General features: G+C 65.3%; 19 protein-coding genes. 12 read left to right on the top strand and 7 right to left on the bottom strand.

Going from position 1 to position 18464, the window contains the following annotated elements; genetic code table 11:
* Positions 1-29 precede the first annotated feature (29 nt).
* Positions 30-731 (top strand): GntR family transcriptional regulator, encoded by a 702-nt coding sequence (locus JF290_RS07100; RefSeq protein ID WP_199024147.1) that lies wholly within the window; start codon positions 30-32, stop codon positions 729-731.
* Here JF290_RS07100 and denD read toward each other — a convergent pair.
* Genes denD through JF290_RS07085 form a run of 3 tightly spaced genes read right to left on the bottom strand, consistent with a single transcriptional unit; the run spans position 701 to position 3344 of the window.
* A complete protein-coding gene (gene denD / locus JF290_RS07095) occupies positions 701-1675 on the bottom strand; it encodes a D-erythronate dehydrogenase (RefSeq protein ID WP_199024146.1) in 975 nt (324 codons plus the stop codon). The two genes, JF290_RS07100 and denD, sit on opposite strands and share 31 nt — an antisense overlap.
* Before the next feature lie 3 nt (positions 1676-1678).
* Positions 1679-2563, bottom strand: a complete 885-nt coding sequence (locus JF290_RS07090; protein ID WP_199024145.1) for an NAD(P)-dependent oxidoreductase — start codon at positions 2561-2563, stop codon at positions 1679-1681.
* A 13-nt stretch (positions 2564-2576) separates the two neighbouring features.
* A complete protein-coding gene (locus JF290_RS07085; protein WP_199024144.1) occupies positions 2577-3344 on the bottom strand; it encodes an SDR family oxidoreductase in 768 nt (255 codons plus the stop codon).
* A gap of 120 nt (positions 3345-3464) precedes the next feature.
* Between JF290_RS07085 and JF290_RS07080 the strand changes: the two genes are divergently transcribed.
* The 11 genes from JF290_RS07080 to JF290_RS07030 are packed head-to-tail and all read left to right on the top strand — an operon-like array spanning position 3465 to position 14308.
* On the top strand, positions 3465-4520 hold the full coding sequence (locus tag JF290_RS07080) for an L-idonate 5-dehydrogenase (RefSeq protein WP_199024143.1): 1056 nt from the start codon (positions 3465-3467) through the stop codon (positions 4518-4520).
* Positions 4517-5257: an SDR family oxidoreductase gene (locus JF290_RS07075; protein ID WP_199024142.1), complete on the top strand. Its 741-nt coding sequence runs from the start codon at positions 4517-4519 to the stop codon at positions 5255-5257. Before JF290_RS07080 ends, JF290_RS07075 begins: the two co-directional genes overlap by 4 nt.
* 25 nt (positions 5258-5282) lie before the next feature.
* Entirely contained in the window at positions 5283-7070 is a 1788-nt protein-coding gene (locus tag JF290_RS07070) for an IlvD/Edd family dehydratase (RefSeq protein ID WP_199024141.1), read from the top strand.
* A gap of 17 nt (positions 7071-7087) precedes the next feature.
* Entirely contained in the window at positions 7088-7933 is an 846-nt protein-coding gene (locus JF290_RS07065; protein WP_199024140.1) for a fumarylacetoacetate hydrolase family protein, read from the top strand.
* Between the two features lie 3 nt (positions 7934-7936).
* Complete coding sequence (locus JF290_RS07060) at positions 7937-8890, top strand: 2-hydroxyacid dehydrogenase (protein ID WP_199024139.1); 954 nt, start codon at positions 7937-7939, stop codon at positions 8888-8890.
* Positions 8890-9978, top strand: a complete 1089-nt coding sequence (locus JF290_RS07055; protein WP_199024138.1) for a mandelate racemase/muconate lactonizing enzyme family protein — start codon at positions 8890-8892, stop codon at positions 9976-9978. Before JF290_RS07060 ends, JF290_RS07055 begins: the two co-directional genes overlap by 1 nt.
* Positions 9979-9990: 12 nt before the next feature.
* A complete protein-coding gene (locus JF290_RS07050) occupies positions 9991-11094 on the top strand; it encodes an isocitrate/isopropylmalate dehydrogenase family protein (RefSeq protein WP_199024137.1) in 1104 nt (367 codons plus the stop codon).
* Complete coding sequence (gene otnK / locus JF290_RS07045; RefSeq protein ID WP_233155188.1) at positions 11091-12347, top strand: 3-oxo-tetronate kinase; 1257 nt, start codon at positions 11091-11093, stop codon at positions 12345-12347. The genes JF290_RS07050 and otnK overlap by 4 nt, the downstream gene beginning before the upstream one ends.
* Positions 12344-12982: a 3-oxo-tetronate 4-phosphate decarboxylase gene (gene otnC, locus JF290_RS07040; RefSeq protein WP_199024136.1), complete on the top strand. Its 639-nt coding sequence runs from the start codon at positions 12344-12346 to the stop codon at positions 12980-12982. The genes otnK and otnC overlap by 4 nt, the downstream gene beginning before the upstream one ends.
* Entirely contained in the window at positions 12979-14001 is a 1023-nt protein-coding gene (locus JF290_RS07035; RefSeq protein WP_199024135.1) for a Gfo/Idh/MocA family protein, read from the top strand. The genes otnC and JF290_RS07035 overlap by 4 nt, the downstream gene beginning before the upstream one ends.
* The gene (locus JF290_RS07030) at positions 13973-14308 is read left to right on the top strand and encodes a putative quinol monooxygenase (RefSeq protein WP_328701215.1); all 336 of its coding nucleotides are present in this window, start codon (positions 13973-13975) and stop codon (positions 14306-14308) included. The genes JF290_RS07035 and JF290_RS07030 overlap by 29 nt, the downstream gene beginning before the upstream one ends.
* Here the strand turns inward: JF290_RS07030 and JF290_RS07025 are convergent.
* From JF290_RS07025 to JF290_RS07010, 4 genes are read right to left on the bottom strand one after another with little or no spacing between them, the layout of a single operon-like run.
* Positions 14303-16426: a molybdopterin-binding protein gene (locus JF290_RS07025; protein WP_199024133.1), complete on the bottom strand. Its 2124-nt coding sequence runs from the start codon at positions 16424-16426 to the stop codon at positions 14303-14305. The two genes, JF290_RS07030 and JF290_RS07025, sit on opposite strands and share 6 nt — an antisense overlap.
* A complete protein-coding gene (gene mobB / locus JF290_RS07020; RefSeq protein WP_199024132.1) occupies positions 16423-16914 on the bottom strand; it encodes a molybdopterin-guanine dinucleotide biosynthesis protein B in 492 nt (163 codons plus the stop codon). The genes JF290_RS07025 and mobB overlap by 4 nt, the downstream gene beginning before the upstream one ends.
* On the bottom strand, positions 16911-17531 hold the full coding sequence (gene mobA / locus JF290_RS07015) for a molybdenum cofactor guanylyltransferase MobA (RefSeq protein ID WP_199024131.1): 621 nt from the start codon (positions 17529-17531) through the stop codon (positions 16911-16913). The genes mobB and mobA overlap by 4 nt, the downstream gene beginning before the upstream one ends.
* On the bottom strand, positions 17528-18451 hold the full coding sequence (locus JF290_RS07010; protein WP_199024130.1) for a formate dehydrogenase accessory sulfurtransferase FdhD: 924 nt from the start codon (positions 18449-18451) through the stop codon (positions 17528-17530). The genes mobA and JF290_RS07010 overlap by 4 nt, the downstream gene beginning before the upstream one ends.
* Between the last annotated feature and the right edge of the window lie 13 nt (positions 18452-18464).

The raw sequence follows: 18464 nt of genomic DNA, 5'->3' as shown, positions 1-18464 counted from the left end.
TTTTGAAATTTTTGGGTTATTTCAAGAAAATGAAATCACAGGACCAGAACGCCCCGCGGCTCACACGCCAGGACACGCGCGATATCTATGAAGATCTTCGGATCAAACTGACGATGGCCGGTTTTCGCCAGGGCGCGAAGATGAAACCGGCCGATCTGCGCGTGGCCTACGGGTGCTCGGCGAACACGATCCGCGAAGTGCTGTTCCGGCTGTCTACCGTCGGCCTCGTCCTGTTCGAGGACCAACGCGGGTTTCGCGCCAGCCCTGCCAGCCCGCAGCGGCAACACGACCTGACGACCTTTCGCATCACGCTCGAACAGGAAGGCGCGACGCAGTCGATGGTGCGGGGCGGAATCGAATGGGAAGCCCGCCTGACCGCCGCTCATCACAAGCTGCTTCATATCGAGACACAGATCAGGAACACGGGCGAGATCGAGCCGATCCTGATCCCGTGGTGCCGGGCGGAATGGGAATTCCACGAAACCCTCGTCTCGGCCTGCGACTCGCCGTTCCTGATCCGCACCTTTCAGTCGATCTATGACCAGTTCCGCCAGCAACTGGTCAGCAAGGAGCGCAACTACGGCTACTTCCCCGGCAACGTGAGCGAACATCAGCGCATCGTCGAAACGGCATTGACCAAGGATGCCGACGCGCTGCGCGCGGCGATCCATGACCACCTCAAACGCAACCTGCGAAGCGATCAGCCGGCGGTCATGTCCTCGTCGATGTAGGTGCGGATGATCTGGGCGAAATCGGTTTCGGCCTCAAACCCCAACGCTTTGGCACGGCTCGGATCGAAGTCGCGGGGCCAGCCCTCGACGATCTTCATGATTGCCTCATCCGGCACTGGCTTGATGCACGCCACGACATCGGCGCCCGCGATCTCGCGCAGGGACTCGATCTGCTCGGCCACGGTGCAGGACAAGCCGGGCATGTTCAGGCTGCGCCTTGCACCCAGGGGATCGAGATCCATCGTTCCAGCCCGCACCAGGAAGCCGACGGCCGAACGCGGCGAGGCGTGGGTGTGGCGCACGCTGTCGGGTACAGGCAGGATCGCCTCCTGCCCGTTCAGGGGCTCGCGGATGATGCCGGAAAAGAACCCCGAGGCCGCCTTGTTCGGCGTGCCGGGCCGGACGCAGATCGTCGGCAGGCGGATCGAGACGCCATCGACGAAGCCCTTGCGGCTGAAATCGCTGACCATCAGCTCGCAGCAGGCCTTCTGCGCGCCGTAGGACGTCAGCGGGGCGGTCAGGAACTCGTCGTCGATCCGCTCGGGAAACGGCGCGCCGAAGACGGCGATGGAGGAAGAAAACACCAGCCGCGGCCGATAGCTGCCGACGCTCGCCTCATGTTCGGCCCGCACCGCCTGAAGCAGGTTCCAGGTGGCGAACATGTTGACCTGCCAGCCCTTGTCGAACGCTTGTTCGGCTTCGCCCGACACGATGGCGGCGAGGTGAAAGATCACGTCGGGGCGGCTGGCGACCAGCTTCTCCGCCGCGTCCGTATCGGCCAGACTGCCGGTGATCCGCTGCGCCGCAGGGGCGCCATCGGGCGGAAAGGCGATGTCGTGCAGGGTCACGCTGGCGGGCTGGCCATGCCAGCCCTCGCGGGCGATGTGATGCGCCAGTTTCTGGCCGATCATGCCGCCGCCGCCGAGGATCAGGATGTTGGTCATCGTTCAGTCCTTGTCCATGCCGTTCTGCCGGCGCAGTTCGAGGTAAAGGCCGGAATGGTCCTTTTCGGCGCCGTCCATCTCGGTGCAGAAGGCCACGAACCGGTCGCGGATGTGTTGCGAAGTCGGCAGTGTCAAGTTGAGGCTCGCAGCCTCCTCGAGCAGGTTGTCCAGGTCCTTGACCTGGAACTTGGACAGACCGCCTGGTACGAAATTGCGTTGGGTCATGCGTTGACCGTGCTGCTGCAGGATCACGCTGTCCGCAAACCCGCCCTTGAGCGCGCGCCGCACCGCCGCCGGATCGGCCCCGCCTTCTTCGATCAGCAGCATCGCTTCGGCCACCGCGCCGATGGTCACGGCAACGATCGCCTGGTTGGCGAGTTTCGAAAGCTGCCCTGCGCCGCTCGGGCCGACATGAACCGGGCGGCCCATCGCCTCGAAGACCGGCGTCGCCCTGTCGAAGACCCCGGCATCGCCACCGACCATGATCGCAAGGCTTGCGTCCTCGGCCCCCTTGGTGCCGCCCGAAACCGGCGCATCGAGGTGATCGAAGCCCAGATTTTTCAGATACTCGGCCTGAGCGCGCGCCTCGCCGGGCTTGGTCGAACTCATGTCGAGCCAGGTCGCGCCGTCCTTCAGGGCGTCCGTTACGCCCGTGTCATGGATGATCGCGCCGGTCGCGCTGCCGTCGCTGAGCATGGTGATCACGAAATCCGCTTCTGCCACCGCCTCGGCCGGGTCGGCACAGACGATGGCGCCGTCGGGCGCAAGCGCCTCGGCCTTCGCGGTGCTGCGGTTCCAGACGCGCACGGGAAACCCCGCCTTCAGCAGGTTGCGCGCCATCGGCGCCCCCATCAGGCCGGTGCCCAGAACGGTAACGGTTACGGTCATCTTGCTGTCCTTTTCAGATGGAGGCGGTCATGCCGCCGTCGACATAGAGCGTGTGCCCGTTGACAAAGGAAGACCCCGGCCCGGCGAGAAACACCGCTGCGGCGACCAGTTCGTCAACATCGCCCCAACGCCCTGCGGGAGTGCGCTGTTCCAGCCAAGCGGTAAAGTTGGGATCGTCCACCAGCGCCTGGTTTAGCGGGGTCTTGAAATAGCCCGGCGCGATGGCGTTGCATTGCAGCCCGTGCCGCGCCCAGTCCGTCGCCATCCCGCGGGTCAGGTTGCGGATGGCGCCCTTGGTGGCGGTATAGGGCGCGATACCGGGGCGGGCCAGTTCGCTCTGCACAGACGCGATATTGATGATCTTTCCCGCGCCGCGCGTGATCATCCGCGACGCCACGGCCTTGCCGACCAGGAAGGCGCTGGTGACGTTGGTCGCCAGCAGCAAGTCCCACTTGTCAGTCGGAAACTCCTCGAGCGGCGCGCGGAACTGCATTCCGGCGTTGTTGATCAGGATGTCGATCGGACCTTCGGCGTCCTCGATCCGGGCGATGGCAGTCTCCACCGCGGCCGCGTCGGTGACATCGAATGCCGCTTCCGCAACATCGAAGCCGCGCCCGCGCAAGATGTCTGCCGCTTCGTGCAAGCGGGTTTCGTTGCGCGCGTTCAGCACCACGCTGGCGCCGTATTCAGCCAGCCCCTCGGCCAGTGCGCGACCGATCCCGAGGCTCGATCCCGTGACCAGCGCCCGGTGCCCCGTCAGGTCGAAATGTGTCCGTGTCATGGCCTCTCCCCCCGGATCCTCGCCCGCACAAGCAGGCAGAACTGGACCCTAGTATTTTCAATCGCTTTGCACTAGGCCATTAAAAAACGGCGTGGTTCAACGCCGATCTGGAGGGATCGTATGAAGGCTGTCGTGATCCATGCCGCAAGGGATTTGCGCATAGAATCATGCACATGCGACCCAGTTGGCCCCGGTCAGGTCAAGCTGGCGGTGCAGGCGGGCGGGATCTGCGGTTCGGACCTCCACTATTTTCACAATGGCGGATTCGGCGCGGTGCGACTGCGCGAACCGATGATCCTCGGGCACGAAGTCGCGGGCGTTGTCGAGGCGCTCGGCGACGGCGTGACGGGGCTGGAAATCGGTGACCGTGTGGCGGTTTCGCCCAGCCGGCCCTGCCATGCATGCCGCTACTGCGACGAAGGCCTGTTCAACCACTGCCTGAACATGCGGTTCTACGGCAGCGCGATGCCGATGCCCCATATCCAGGGAGCGTTCCGGGAAAGCCTGGTTGCCGACGACAGCCAGTGCCACAAGATCGATGCGAACGTTCCGATCGAACACGCGGCCTTTGCCGAACCGCTGTCGGTCGTACTCCACGCGCTCAAGCGCGCAGGCTCAGTCAGAGGCAAGCGGGTTCTGATCACCGGCTGCGGCCCGATCGGCGGGCTCGGTGTTCTGGCCGCGAAACACAGCGGTGCGGCCGAGATCGTCGTGACCGACGTGGTCGACAACGTGCTTGCCATCGCTCGCACGCTCGGCGCCGACCGGGCGATCAATGTCGCGACCTCGCCAGACTGGACCGCAAGCCATTCGGCTGACAAAGGCAGTTTCGACCTGATGCTGGAGGCGTCCGGCACCGAGGCCGCGTTGCGGGCGGGACTGGACGTTCTGCGCCCGCGTTCGACGCTGGTGCAACTCGGGCTGGGCGGCGACATCAGCCTGCCGATCAACGCCATCGTCGCCAAGGAGATCGACCTGCGCGGCGCTTTCCGCTTTCATGAAGAGTTCGCGGACGCCGTCGCCTTGATCAATTCCGGGGTGCTGGACCTCGCACCGCTTCTGACCGCGCGCTTTCCGATCGCCGAAGCGACAGAGGCCTTCACCCTCGCCGCCGATCGCAGCCGGGCGATGAAGGTCCAACTCGATTTCACGACCCACTCAAGGACATCGACATGACACGACTGACCGGCAAACGCGCCCTGGTGACCGCCGCGGGCCAGGGTATCGGCAAGGCCTCGGCTTTGGCCATGGCCGCCGAAGGAGCGAAGGTCTTCGCGACCGACGTCAACGAGGAGGCGCTGGCGCAGCTGGCGGACGAAGCAGAAGGCAAGATCGAAACCTACAGGCTCGACGTTCTGGACGACGCGTCGGTGCGCGAAGGCGTCGAACGGGCGGCTCCCGACGTGCTGTTCAACTGCGCGGGGTTCGTTCATTCCGGCTCGGTTCTGGACGCGAGCGAGGAGGAGTTCGACTTCGCCGTGAACCTGAACGTGAAGTCGATGTTCCGCACGATCCGTGCCGCCCTGCCCGGCATGATCGAGCGCGGCAGCGGCTCGATCATCAACATGTCCTCGGCCTGTTCGTCGGTGATAGGTGCGCCCAACCGGTTCGTCTATGGCACCACCAAGGCGGCGGTGATCGGGCTGACGAAATCAGTCGCGATCGAGTACATCACCAAGGGCATCCGCTGCAACGCGATCTGTCCCGGTACGGTCGAAAGCCCGTCGCTGCATGACCGGCTGCGGGCCACCGGCGACTACGACCAGGCGATGAAGGATTTCGTCGCCCGCCAGCCGATGGGCCGGATCGCCAGGGCCGAGGAGATCGCCGCGCTGGTTGTTTACCTTGCCAGCGACGAAAGCGCCTTCACCACGGGTCAGCCGCATATCATCGACGGTGGCTGGTCAGGCTGACCGGCCCATCACAAGGAATCTCGCAATGTCTGACAAGACTCCCAAGCTGCGGTCGCAGAACTGGTTCAACAACCCGGACGATCCGGAGATGACCGCGCTCTATCTCGAACGTTATCTGAATTACGGGCTGACACGCGAGGAACTGCAGTCGGGCAAGCCGATCATCGGCATCGCCCAGACCGGCAGCGACCTGAGCCCCTGCAACCGTCACCATATCGAGCTGACGAAGCGGGTGCGCGACGGGGTGATCTCGGCGGGCGGCACGGTGATCGAGATCCCCGTGCACCCGATCCAGGAGACCGGCAAGCGCCCGACCGCGATGCTCGACCGCAACCTGGCCTACCTGTCGCTGGTGGAAACGCTGTTCGGCTATCCGATCGACGGGGTGGTGCTGAACATCGGCTGCGACAAGACCACACCGGCGCTCTTGATGGCGGCGGCGACGGTCAACATCCCCGCCATCGCGCTGTCGGTTGGCCCGATGCTGAACGGCTGGTTCCGGGGCGAGCGCACCGGGTCGGGCACCATCGTCTGGAAGGCGCGGGAACTGTTGGCGGCGGGCGAGATCGACGACGACGGGTTCCTCGAACTCGTCTCCTCCTCGGCCACGTCGGTCGGCTATTGCAACACCATGGGCACCGCCACGACGATGAACTCCCTGGCCGAGGCGCTGGGGATGCAATTGCCGGGTTCCGCCGCGATTCCAGCGGCTTACCGCAAGCGCGGGCAGATGAGCTATGCCACGGGACAGCGCATCGTGCAGATGGTGCATGAGGACTTGAAACCGACCGACATCATGACCCGAAAGGCGTTCGAAAACGCCATTGTGGTCAACTCGGCCATCGGCGGCTCGACCAACGCGCCGATCCATCTGAACGCCATCGCGCGCCACCTGGGCGTCGAGTTGAACAACGACGACTGGCAGAAACTGGGCCACAAGGTTCCGCTGCTGGTGAACCTGCAACCCGCCGGAGCCTACTTGGGCGAAGATTACTTCCACGCGGGCGGCGTGCCCGCCGTGATCGGAGAATTGATCGGCGCGGGGCTTCTGCCGCATCCGGACGCGGTCACCGCAAACGGCCAGACAATGGCCGAAAACTGCGGCGACAAGCGCACCGAAACGCCCGACGTGATCAAGCCGATCGCCGAACCCATGACCAGGGAGGCCGGGTTCATCAACCTGTCGGGCAACCTCTTTGACAGCGCGATCATGAAGACCAGCGTGATTTCCAAGGAGTTCCGCGACCGCTACCTGTCCAATCCAGAGGACCCGGACGCCTTCGAAGGCCGCGCCATCGTGTTCGACGGGCCCGAGGATTTCCACAAGCGGATCGACGACGAGAGCCTTGGCATCGACGAACACTGCATCCTCATCATGCGCGGAGCCGGACCGATCGGCTATCCCGGTGGGGCCGAGGTCGTGAACATGCGCCCGCCTGCCTACCTGCTGAAACGCGGCATCCACGCCCTGCCCTGCATGGGCGATGGGCGGCAATCGGGCACATCGGGCAGCCCGTCGATCCTGAACGCCAGCCCCGAAGCCGCGGATGGCGGCGGCCTGGCATTGGTCAAGACGGGTGATCGCATCCGCATCGACCTGCGCAAGTGCACCGCCAACATGCTGGTTGATCAGTACGAACTGGACGCACGCCGTGCCGCCCTGCCCGAGCGCCCCTTTGCGCCGGACAGCCAATCGCCTTGGCAGGAGATCTTCCGCGAGAAGGTGCGCCCCTTCTCCGAAGGCATGGTGCTGGACGGTGCCACGAAATTCCAGGACATCGCGCACAAGTCCCTGCCGCGTGACAATCACTGAAGAAAGGATCCAACTATATGAAACTGGTACGTTTTGGCGAACCCGGCGCAGAGAAGCCCGGCCTGATCGACGGTGACGGCACTCTGCGCGACTTATCCGGCGAGATCGCCGACATCATCGGCGCAACACTGGATGACGATACTCTTGCCCGCCTGCGCGGGCTCGACCCGGCAAGCCTGCCTGCCGTGTCGGGTGATCCGCGCATCGGCCCCTGCGTCGGGAGCATCGGCAAGTTTCTGTGCATCGGCCTGAACTATTCCGACCACGCCGCTGAAACCGGTGCCAAGATTCCGGATCACCCGATCCTGTTCTTCAAGGCCAATTCCGCCGTCGTCGGCCCGAACGACACGGTCAGCATGCCGCGCGGTTCGACCCATACAGATTGGGAGGTCGAACTGGGCGTGGTGATCGGAAAGACCGCGAAGTACGTGTCCGAAGCCGACGCGCTGGACCATGTGGCGGGTTATTGCGTGATCAACGACGTGTCCGAGCGGCATTTCCAGAGCCAGTTGTCGGGCCAATGGACCAAGGGCAAATCCTGCGACACATTCGGGCCGACCGGCCCGTGGCTGGTGACGCGCGACGAAGTGCCAGACCCGCAGAACCTCGACATGTGGCTCGACGTGAACGGCGAGCGCCGCCAGACCGGCAACACCAAGACCATGATTTTCACCGTGGCGCAGATCATCGAACACCTGTCGGGTCTGATGACGCTGCATCCGGGCGACGTGATCTCGACCGGCACCCCTCCCGGTGTGGCTTTGGGGATGGAGAACCCCGTGTATCTGAAGGTCGGTGACCGGATGGATGTCTGGATCGAGGGCCTCGGCCAGCAGACCCAGACCGTGGCGGAGGACGCCTGAGCCATGGCCCCCAAACTGCTGCAGATCGGACCGCTCACCGAGCGGATGAAGTCCCACCTGGAAGCGGAATTCGAGATCGTTCCGCTGCCGATGGATGACACGCAAGCGGCGTTCATCGCCGAGCACGCCGAGTCCTTCACCGCCGTCGTCAATGTCGGCCACTACGGGGTGCCTCCCGACCTGATGGCGGCGCTTACGAACCTCAAGATCATCTCGAACTACGGGGTCGGCTACGACACGATCGACGCCGCCGCTGCTGCAAAGCGCGGCATCGTCGTCACCCACACCCCGGAGGTGCTGAACGACGAGGTCGCGAACACGGCCATCCTGCTGTGGTTCGCGGTCAGCCGCCGCCTGGTGCCCTACGACGCCTATGTCCGCGCGGGCCGGTGGGAGAAGGAGGGCAACACGCCGCTAACCCACTCCGTTCAGGGCCGCACCGTCGGCATCGTCGGTCTGGGCCGGATCGGACAGGCCATCGCGGATCGGCTCGCGGTGTTTGACGCGACCGTGGTTTATCACGCGCGCAGCGAAAAGGACGTGCCGTATCGCTACTACGGTGATCTGACCGAGATGGCCAAGGAGTGCGACGTGATGATCGTCATCACGCCCGGCGGGCCGGAAACCAAGCATCTGGTGAGTTCCGATGTGATCGCCGCGCTCGGACCCGAGGGCATTCTGGTTAATGTCGCGCGCGGCACGGTCGTGGATGAGACCGCGCTGGTGCAGGCGCTGAAGGACGGCAAACTTGGCGGCGCTGGGCTCGATGTGTTCGAAGCCGAACCTAAAGTGCCCGAGGCGTTGTTCGCGATGGACAACGTCGTGCTGCAGCCTCACGTGGGCAGCGCCACGCATGAGACCCGCCAGGCGATGGGCGACCTGACCTGCGAGAACCTGACCCGGTGGCTGAAGGACGGCACCACCGTCACCCCCGTTCCCGAGTGCAAGGACCTCTGATGCCGAAGATCGCCGCGCTTCGCTGCCAACTGTTCAATGTCCCGCTGGACGAAGTGCTGGTGGATGCGAAACACGGCGATCACACGCATTTCCAGCTGATCACCGCGACGGTCACTCTGGAGGACGGACGGGACGGCACCGGCTACACCTATACCGGCGGCAAGGGCGGGCACGCGATCAAGGCGATGATCGAGCATGATCTCGCCCCTTTCCTGATTGGTCAGGACGCCGGGGACGTCGAAGCGCTTTATGAGGCGATGCAGTGGCACGTACACTACGTTGCGCGCGGTGGCATCGCCTCTTTCGCGATCTCCGCGGTGGACATCGCGCTCTGGGATATCCGTGGAAAAGCCAGCGGGCAGCCGCTCTGGAAAATGGCGGGCGGGACCGCCGACCGTTGCCGGACCTATTGCGGCGGGATCGATTTGGGCTTTCCCCTTCCCAAGCTGCTGGACAGCGTTCAGGACTATCTGGATCGCGGCTTCAACGGCGTGAAAATCAAGATCGGCCAGCCGACGCTGGCCGAGGATTTGGAGCGCATCAAGGCGGTGCGTGAGTTGATCGGCCCTGACATCGCCTTCATGGTCGATGCCAATTACTCCATGTCCGAACCGCAGGCCACAGAGGCCGCCCACGCCTTTGCTCCGTTCGACCTGTTGTGGTTCGAGGAGCCGATCATCCCGGACCACTACAGCGCCTATGCCCGCATTGCGCAGGCCACTGGAATGCCGCTGGCAATGGGTGAAAACCTGCACACGATCCACGAGTTCGAATATGCCGCCGAACAGGCGCGCGTGGCTTATCTGCAACCGGACGCATCCAACTGCGGCGGCATCACCGGGTGGCTCCAGGCCGCGGCGGTCTGCGCGCGCCACGACATTCCGGTGTGCAGTCACGGGATGCAGGAACTGCATGTCAGCCTCGTGTCCGCGCAGCGCAATCCCGGCTGGATCGAAGTTCATTCATTTCCGATAGATCGCTACACCACGCGACCACTGGTTGTGGAAAACCACTTGGCCGTCGCGCCAGACACGCCGGGCACGGGTGTCGCGTTCGACTGGAACCGGCTCGCGCCTTATCACGTCTGAAGGACTCTCGCCATGACACAGCCCGCCAGGATCGCCGTCATTAGGGGAGACGGCATCGGCCTCGACGTGACGGATGCGACGCTTGCAGTGGTCGAAACAGCACTCGCCCGTGTCGGCTTGCCGAGGCCGGTCTATGACGACATCGCAGCCGGAGCAGGCTATTTTCGCGACACCGGAAAGGATATCGAACCCGGCGGCGAAGAGCGCGCTGGAGAGGCCGATGCGATCTTCCTGGGCGCGATCGGACTGCCCTCGGTGCGCCATGCGGACGGAACCGAGATTTCGCCGCACCTGCGCCTGCGCGACCGGTTCGAACTCTATGCCGGAGTGCGCCCGGTGCGCGCCTATCCGAACGCGCCGCAACGGCTGGCGGACCCGCGTGCGGCGGATATCGACCTGGTGATCCTGCGTGAATCCACCGAGGGACTGTTCTACTCCGCCGCAGTGCATGGCCGCAGCCAGATCATCGGCGACAGCGAGGTGCGCGACACGCTGCGCATCACGCGCTCGGTCAGCGAACGGTTGCATCGTTTCGGGTTTCGCCTGGCCGAGAAGCGCAAGGCACGGGGCGGAAAGGGCCTGCTGACCTGCGTCGACAAGGCCAACGTCTTCGCGTCGATGGCTTTTTTTCGCAAGATCTTCGACGAGATCAGCCCGGAGTTTCCAGGCATCGACACCGGCTACGCTTATGTCGACGCGCAAGCACTCGACCTCGTGCGCCAGCCCTGGGCCTTTGACGTATTGGTGACCGAGAACATGTTCGGCGACATCCTGTCGGACCTCGCCGGCGGGCTGGTCGGGGGCATGGGCATGGCGGCTTGCGCCGAGATCGGGGATCGCCACGGGCTGTTCCAGCCCGCGCATGGCAGCGCGCCAGACATCATGGGCCAGGACAAGGCTAACCCCCTTGCGGCGATCCTGTCGGGCGGACTCATGCTGGACTACCTTGCCGACAGGCTGGGCGTGGAGGCCTATGCGAACGCAGCCACCTTGATCGACGACGCCGTGATGGCTGGTTTCGTCGCCAACCGGCTCCGACCGATGGAATTCGGCGGCGACATGGGAACACGCGCGGTCACTGCGACGGTCGTGGACCTGATCGGCGAGGGTGCATGACGATCTGCATTGGGGCCATCGCTGACGACTATACTGGCGCGACGGACCTCGCCGTGACGCTGGTCAAGGGGGGGATGCGGGTCGCGCAGCTGTTCGGAGTACCCGAATCACCCATAGATATCGGCGCGGCCGACGCGGTGGTGATCGCGCTCAAATCGCGGACCATCGCGCCCCCCGACGCCGTCGCGCAATCGCTCGCCGCGCTGGATTGGCTTCGCGCACGCGGTGCGCATCAGGTGATGTTCAAATACTGCTCGACCTTCGATTCGACCGAGCGAGGCAATATCGGTCCTGTCGCCGACGCCCTGCTAGAGGCATTGCAGGCTCCGCTCGCGCTGGTTTGCCCGGCCTTCCCGGTCAATCGGCGCACCGTATACATGGGCCATCTCTTCGTCGGCGAACAGCTGTTGTCGGAGTCGCCCATGCGTGACCACCCGCTGACCCCGATGCGCGACAGCAACCTTGTCAGCCTGATGGCGGCCCAGTCCCGGCATACGGTCGGCCTCGTCCCGCACCCGGTCGTTGCGCGCGGAGCCGATGAGGTGCGGTCGGCGATCGGGAAACTCCAAACGGACGGGCGTCGGTATGCGGTGCTCGACGCGATAGACGACCACGACCTGCGGACGATCGGGCAAGCCGCGGCGGACCATGCGCTGATCACAGGCGGCTCGGGTATCGCGCTCGGCCTGCCCGCGAATTTCGGCTTCACCGCCAGCGACGCCCCACCCGTCCGCCCCGAGGTCCAAGGGCGAAGCGTCGTGCTGGCCGGAAGTTGCTCGACAGCGACGCGGGCCCAGATCGACCATGTGCGGGATATCTGGCCCAATTGGAAGATCGACGCCGAGGCACTGGCGGAAGGCCCTGACCCCTGTGCGGACATCCTCGCATGGGCGCGGGAAACACCGGCTGGTTCACCGCTGCTCATCCACGCCTCGGACGATCCCGCCACCGTCGCGCGTGTCCAGGCACGGCTCGGCGCGGACCGGGCCGGAGCGCTCGTAGAACAGACAATGGCCCGACTTGCGACCGGTCTGCGCGCGGCGGGGTTTTCGCGCATGGTCGTGGCCGGCGGGGAAACCTCCGGCGCCGTGGTTGGCGCACTGGACCTGCCAGCACTCGAGATCTGCGGCGAGATCGACCCCGGCGTGCCGTGGACGCGCACGCTTTCGGGTCCGCCGATGGCCTTGGCACTGAAATCCGGCAATTTCGGTGGCGTCGACTTTTTCGACAAGGCGTTCAAGGTGCTGGCATGAGCGAAACCAGGCAGCGCGACGATATCGTCTCCCTGGCGAAATCCCTGTTCGACCGGGGTCTGACCTTCGGCAGTTCGGGGAACATCAGCCTGCGCCTTGAGGATGGCTGGCTAATGACGCCGACCGGCTCATCGCTGGGCGATCTGGACCCGGCGCGGATCAGCAAGCTCGACTCTGAGGGACGGCACGTGTCCGGTGACGCCCCGACCAAGGAAGCGTTCCTGCACGGCGCCATGTACGATCGCCGCCCGAACGCAGGGGCGATCGTGCATCTGCACGCCACCCATTCGGTCGCCGTAAGCTGCCTTCACGACATCGATCCAGCCAACGTCCTGCCGCCCCTGACGGCCTATTACGTGATGCGGATCGGCACGCTGCCCTTGATCCCCTATTTCGCCCCCGGTGACCTCGATCTCGCGCGCGCGGTGCGCGAGATGGCCTCCGACCACCACGCGGTTCTTCTGGCCAACCACGGCCCGGTCGTTGCCGGAACGTCCCTGCGCGACGCGGTCCACGCCACGGAAGAACTGGAGGAGACGGCAAAGCTGTTCCTTGCGGTGCACGGCATGAAGACCCGCCCGCTGACCCCAGAACAGGTCGCCGACCTGAGACGCAGACATCCGGTGCGGACATGATGCGTGTCGCCATCGTCGGGTTGGGCTATTTCAGCCGACTGCACCAGGAGGCGTGGGCCGCGCGCGAGGATGCCGAGATCGTCGGCGTGACCGATCTGGACCGCGCGCTTACAGAGGCAACAGCCGATCGGCTCGACGTGCCGGGATATGCGGATCTGCCGGATCTGCTTGCCGCGCAGGACCCGGACATCGTCGATATCGTCGCCCCGCCGCCGGCCCATGCCGCGCTGATCCGCGCCACATTGAAACCGGGGCGCATGATCATCTGCCAGAAGCCGTTCTGTCGGTCGCTTGCTGAAGCGCAGGCCACGCTCGACGCGGCGCAAAAGGCCGAAACACAGCTCGTGATCCACGAGAATTTCCGTTTTCAACCTTGGTACCGCGAGGTGAAAGCGTTTCTCGACGCGGGCCGGATGGGACAGGTCTATCAGTGCCGCTTCGACCTGCGGCCAGGCGACGGGCGCGGCCCCGACGCTTATCTGGCCCGCCAACCTTCGTTCCAGACCATGCCGCGCCTGCTGATCCACGAAACCGGTGTGCATTTCATCGACCTGTTCCGCTGGCTTTTCGGCGAGATCACCGAAGTCTATGCCGACCTGCGCCGCATCAACCCGGTTCTCGCCGGCGAAGACGCTGGCACGTTGATCCTGACGCATGCGGGCGGTACGCAATCGGTCTTCGACGGCAACCGCCTGTCGGACGTGCCGGCACGGAACCCGCGCCTCACCATGGGCGAACTGCGTCTGGAAGGCGAAGCGGGAACGCTGCAACTGGACGGGGATGGTACGCTGCGTTTTCGGCCCTTCGGCGCGCGCGCGGCAGAGATCGTTCCGCTGCGGGCCCCTATCGATCCCGACGCGTTCGGCGGTGGGTGCGTGGCCGCGCTGATCGACCATCTCGTCCGCTGCCGGCGCGACGGCACGGTGCCCGAAAACACCGCCGAGGACTACCTCGGCGTGATCCGCGCCACCGACGCGGCCTATCGCTCGCATGACGAACGCCGCCGGATCGTGCCATGACCCCGAAAGGATCGACATGTTCGCCGTTTGCGTGACCTTTGAACTGGCGCAGGACGCGCTGCCTGCGTTCCTGCCCCTGATGCGCGTCCAGGCCCGCACCTCGCTGGCCAAGGAGCCCGATTGCCATGTGTTCGACATCTGCGTCGATACGGGCACGAACGTGGTGTTGCTCTACGAACTTTATTCGGATGCCGAAGCGTTCCAGGCGCATCTGGGCACAGCGCATTTCAAGGAATTCGACGTGGCGGTCACGGATCTGGTGCGCGGCAAATCCGTCAGGACGTTTCCCGAGGTGATCCGCTCATAGCCCGAAACTGCCATAGGGGATGAAGCGCACCATGTCGCCGGGGCGGATATGCCGTTCGCCGTCGCCGATCTCGACCAGCCCTTCGGCCCAGCTCAGCCCGCTGATCCGGCCCGAGCCTTCGGATTTGAACACCTCGGCGCGCCCGTCGCGTACCCGCGCCCGCAGGTATTCTCGCCGGCCGGGCTTCTTGCGTTTTTCGAAGGCCGCCGGCAGGTCGAACCCCTGCGGAGCCTGCCACGCGGCTCCGGCAAGCAACGCCATCGCGGGATGCGCGAAGATCAAAGTGCAGACCATGGCCGCCACCGGGTTGCCAGGCAAACCGAAAACCGGTGTCCCCGACCAGAGCCCCAGTGCCAGCGGCCGACCCGGTTTGACCGCGATGCGCCATTCCTGCATCGCGCCGGTCTCTCTCAGAAGGGCCGAGACATGGTCTTCGTCCCCGGCGGAGGCACCGCCGCTGGTCAGGATCACGTCGGCCTGCCGGGCCGCCGACTCGAGCCGCGCGCGCAAGGCCGCGCGGTCATCCGCGACCCGGCCCATATCGACCGGCTGAAACCCGAAGGCGCGGATCATGCCAAGCAGCATGGGACGGTTGGCATCGAAGATCTGTCCCGGCCCGGCTGCTTGGCCCGGCTCGACAAGCTCATCGCCGGTCGACAGGATGGCGACGCGCAGGCGGTGCCGCACCATCACGCGCGAGACACCCACCGCCGCCAACAGGGCGAGGTCTGCCGCCGTTACCACGCGCCCCGCTCGCAAGGCCGTTGCGCCCTCGACCACGTCCTCTCCCGCGCGCCGCGCGTTCGCCCCCATCTTGAGCGGCCCGCGAAAGGCGATCCTTTGACCGTCCGATGCCACATCTTCTTCGAGCAGGACCGTGTCCACGCCCTCAGGCAGGGCAGCCCCGGTCAGGATACGGATCGCGTGGCCCGACGGGACCGCGCCGTCAAACGGCACCCCGGCGGCCGCGCGACCCTCGATGAGCGGCAGGACATGGTCGCCTTCCGGCACCCCGCCTGCGAACCCATACCCGTCAACTGCGGAATTGGCCTGCGGCGGGTTCGAGCGCACGGCGATCACGTCCTGCGCCAGAACCCTTCCCTGGGCTGCGCCGATGTCGACAACCTCGCTGCCGACCGTGCAGGTCAGCCTCGTGCGCAGCAAGGCCAGCGCCTCGTCCACGGGTGTCCAGTCGACACCGGCGGGCAAGGAGAAGCAATCGTTGCGCAACGGCGGCGGCGCCAGCGGCACGGGCCCCGCGAGCGCGCGAAGTTCCTCCGCGTGCCCCGCGCCGAGGATCCATGCCTCCTCCCTTGCCTCCTCGGGGAAGTCTTGCATCATCACGGCAAGGCGATCGGGTGTCAGGCCCGCAACGGCGCGCGCCAGCAGGCGGACCTGTTCGCGGTCACGGATCGGTGGATCGGCGGCGTCCAACGCCTGTCTGACCGCCGGTTCGATGAGACCCGGCCAGATTTCCGCCAACACCGTCTGCGCGTCGTCCCACGCATCAAACGGCCAGACCGCCACGCCGGGCAGGCGGCGCAGCCGCGCCAGCATCGGCAGGCCCATCAGGACCTGGCTGCCGACCGTCGGAGGAAAAGCCAGTTGGAAACAGCTCGACGCCGCATTCGCACGCACGTCCGCGCTGCGGCGTTCGGCGATGCGCTCAAAAGCGATCCCCGCCTTGCGGTAAGGCACGTCGGGCCACATGTCCCGCGACGGCTTGCCCCAGAACGGCCCAAGCCCTTCGAAACAGCGATTCATCTCCTCGGCCACGTCGAACCGGTTGTTCTCGCCCGCGTCATCGTCCCGGATGCGGCTTTCGAGCCACGTCCACAACGCAAAGACATCATTCGACCCCGTCACGGCGCGCGCCGTGCCCCTGGGATAGCCGAAGGGGAAATCGAACCCCATCAACACCCGTCGCCCGGCCGCGTTTTCCGTTTGCAGGAAATGGGTGATCCAGGCCTCGGCCTCGATCCGGCTGCGGAAGTAGAGAGGCTCCTCCTCGCCACTGCCACGCGCAATCCCGATCCAGATCGCGTCCTTCGTTGGCCGCTTCGGCGCCCGCTTGCCCGCCGACCAATCGACGATGACAACCGTGTCGAACCCGCTCACAATCCGACCTCCTGCAGAATGAATTCGGCAATGGCCGCGGTGTCGTCGAGATCGAACACCGGCCGGTCGATCGAAACGGCAACGTCGCTGGCCACGGCCCGGATCGTCCGGTCGTCCGTTGCGATCAGCGGCGTGCCCGCCGCCTTGCGGTGGGTTTCGATCTTTGGGTGGGGTTCCCGCTTGTAGCCTTCGATCAATACCAGATCGACAGGCGAGAGTCGGGCGAGCAATGCAGCAAGCGGCGGCTCTTCCTCGTCGTGCAGTTCGTGCATCAAGGCCCACCGCTTTCCCGAGGCCAGCATGACCTCGCGGGCGCCGGCGACGCGGTGGCGATGGCTGTCGCGCCCCGGCTGATCCACGTCGAAGGCATGATGGGCATGTTTGACGCTCGAGACGGAATGGCCGCGCGCGGTGAACTCAGTCACCAGCCGCTCCATCAACCCGGTCTTTCCGGTGTTCTTCCACCCAGTGACACCGTAAATCCTCATGCGGACTCCGACAGCAGAGCCTCGGCACGGGCCAGGTCTTCGGGCGTGTTCACGTTGAAGAAAGGATCGACGCGACCGACCGGGAAGAGCGCCGTGCGCCCGTCGTGCCGGTCGGTCCAGAGCACGACCTTGCGCAACCCGTCCTGCAGCGACGCGCGCAAGTCATCGCGCAGTGACACCGGCCAGAGCCCGAAGGTCGGGTGGCGCGCCTGGCCCCGCTCGGGATCGGGCGTGGCGGCCAGAACCAAAGGGGCGCCCATGCCCTCCGAGGCCGTTTGCAGCCGGGTCACCAGGTCCGCAGGAAAGAAGGGTGTATCGGCGGCGGCGGTCACGATGCTGTCCGCGCCTTGCGTTGCCGCCCAATCGAGCCCTGCGAGAACTCCGGCCAGCGGACCGACGAACCCGTCGATACTGTCGGACAGGACCGGAAGGCCGAGACTCTCGAACCGGGCCGGGTCCCCGTTCGCGTTCAGGGCCAATCCCGAAACCTGTGGGCCCAGCCTGTCGATCACACGCGCGATGAGGGTCCGATTGCCAAGGCGCAACAAGCCCTTGTCGCCGCCGCCCATCCGACTGGCCAGACCGCCGGCGAGTATGACACCGAGCGGTCGCGTCATGCCTCGGCGCTCTTGCGACGATGTTTGCGATCTTCCGAGGCGACGGTCGACGGATCGACGTCGCGCACCAGCCGATCCTCTCCCGATAGACACACGAACCGCTGTCCGCGCATCCGGCCGATCAGGGTCAGACCGACCTCGCGGGCGATCTCGACCCCCCACGCCGTGAAGCCCGAACGCGACGCCAGCACGGGGATGCCCATCATCGCCGTCTTGATCACCATTTCGGAGGTGAGCCGCCCTGTCGTGTAGAGGATCTTGTCGCCCGCCGACGTGTCCGTCTGAAGCATCCAGCCGGCGATCTTGTCGACGGCGTTGTGCCGCCCGACATCCTCCATATAGACGAGCGGGCGGTCCTCGTGACACAGAACGGTGCCGTGAATCGCGCCCGCCTCGAGATAGAGAGACGGCGTGCGATTGATCCGCGCGGCCAGGGCATAGAGCCAGCTGGTGCGGACCGGGACCGGCGGCAGCCTGACGCCTTCGAGCCCCTCCATCATGTCGCCAAAGACCGTGCCGACGGCACAACCGCTGGTGCGGGTCTTCTTCTTCAGCTTGTCCTCGAAACTGGTCTGCCGCAGGGTGCGCACGACGACGGTTTCGAGATCTTCTTCATAGTCGACCGCGGTGATCCGGTCGTCCTGCAACAACATACCCTGATTGCGCAGGAAGCCGAGCGCCAGGTATTCCGGGTAATCCCCGATCGTCATCGCGGTGACGATCTCCTGCGCATTCAGAAAGATCGTCAGCGGGCGCTCCTCGACCACAGAAATCCTGGACCGTTCACCATTCTGATCCACGCCCTCGACCGCACGGGTCAGGCGCGGGGCATGCGGGTCGGGCGCGATGATGAAATCCGACCTGTCCTCTGATGTCGCCAATTGAAACGCCTCCCGATCCCCGATAGTGCGGGCGAGCATATCCTAGGGGCAT

Source organism: Sedimentitalea arenosa (assembly GCF_016428585.1).
Lineage (GTDB): Bacteria > Pseudomonadota > Alphaproteobacteria > Rhodobacterales > Rhodobacteraceae > Sedimentitalea > Sedimentitalea arenosa.
The sequence above is the reverse complement of the archived record's forward strand: the minus strand, read 5'-3'. Positions and strand labels throughout refer to the sequence as shown.